At 67.4% G+C, this 725-nt stretch carries 1 protein-coding gene; it reads left to right on the forward strand.

The genetic code is table 11. The features are described 5' to 3' along the window. Positions 1-688 (forward strand): sulfite exporter TauE/SafE family protein (locus tag ACE04F_RS05795; protein WP_486105387.1); only part of this gene is annotated, 688 nt, incomplete at its 5' end. Between the last annotated feature and the right edge of the window lie 37 nt (positions 689-725).

The following is a 725-nucleotide window of genomic DNA, read 5'->3' on the forward strand; positions in this document are numbered from 1 at the left end:
CCCCCCCCCCGCGCCGGTGGCGCTGTTTGCGGTGGGCAGCGCCGCGGCCGTCGGCGCCATCGATGGGTTGCGCCATGGGCTGGTGCGTTACCGCGCGGCGTTGCTCATTGCGTTGCTGGGCGCGGTGTTCTCGCCGGTCGGTGTCTATTTCGCCCACCAGCTTCCGGAAAAAATCCTGATGATTCTGTTCAGCCTGCTGATGGTGCTGGTGGCGGCGCGCATGCTGCGCCGGGAAACCCCGCAGCCGGGGCCCAGCGATCACGGCGCGGCCAGTTGGGGCCAGAAGAATTGCCTGCTTGATCGCCAGACCGGACGCCTGGCCTGGACCGCCCGCTGCACCGCCACGCTGTCGGCATTGGGCGCGGTCACGGGCATGGTTTCGGGGCTGCTTGGGGTGGGCGGCGGCTTCCTCATCGTCCCGGCGTTCAAGCAATTGACCGACGTGCAGATGCGCGGCATCGTCGCCACGTCCTTGATGGTCATCAGCCTGATTTCGTTGATCGGCGTGATGGGTGCGTTTCACGCCGGGGTGAGCATCGACCGGATCGGGGCGGCGTTCATTGCGGCGAGTATCGTCGGGATGATTTTGGGTCGCCGCTTCTCCGCGAAGATTCCAGCGCGGGCGTTGCAGGTGGGGTTTGCCGGGGTGTGCCTGGCGGTGGCGGGGTTCATGTTGCTGAGGGCTTAGCGCAGGAGAAGGCTTTTGTGGGGGGGGGGGGGGGGGG

Source organism: Pseudomonas sp. AGC41, assembly GCF_057334555.1.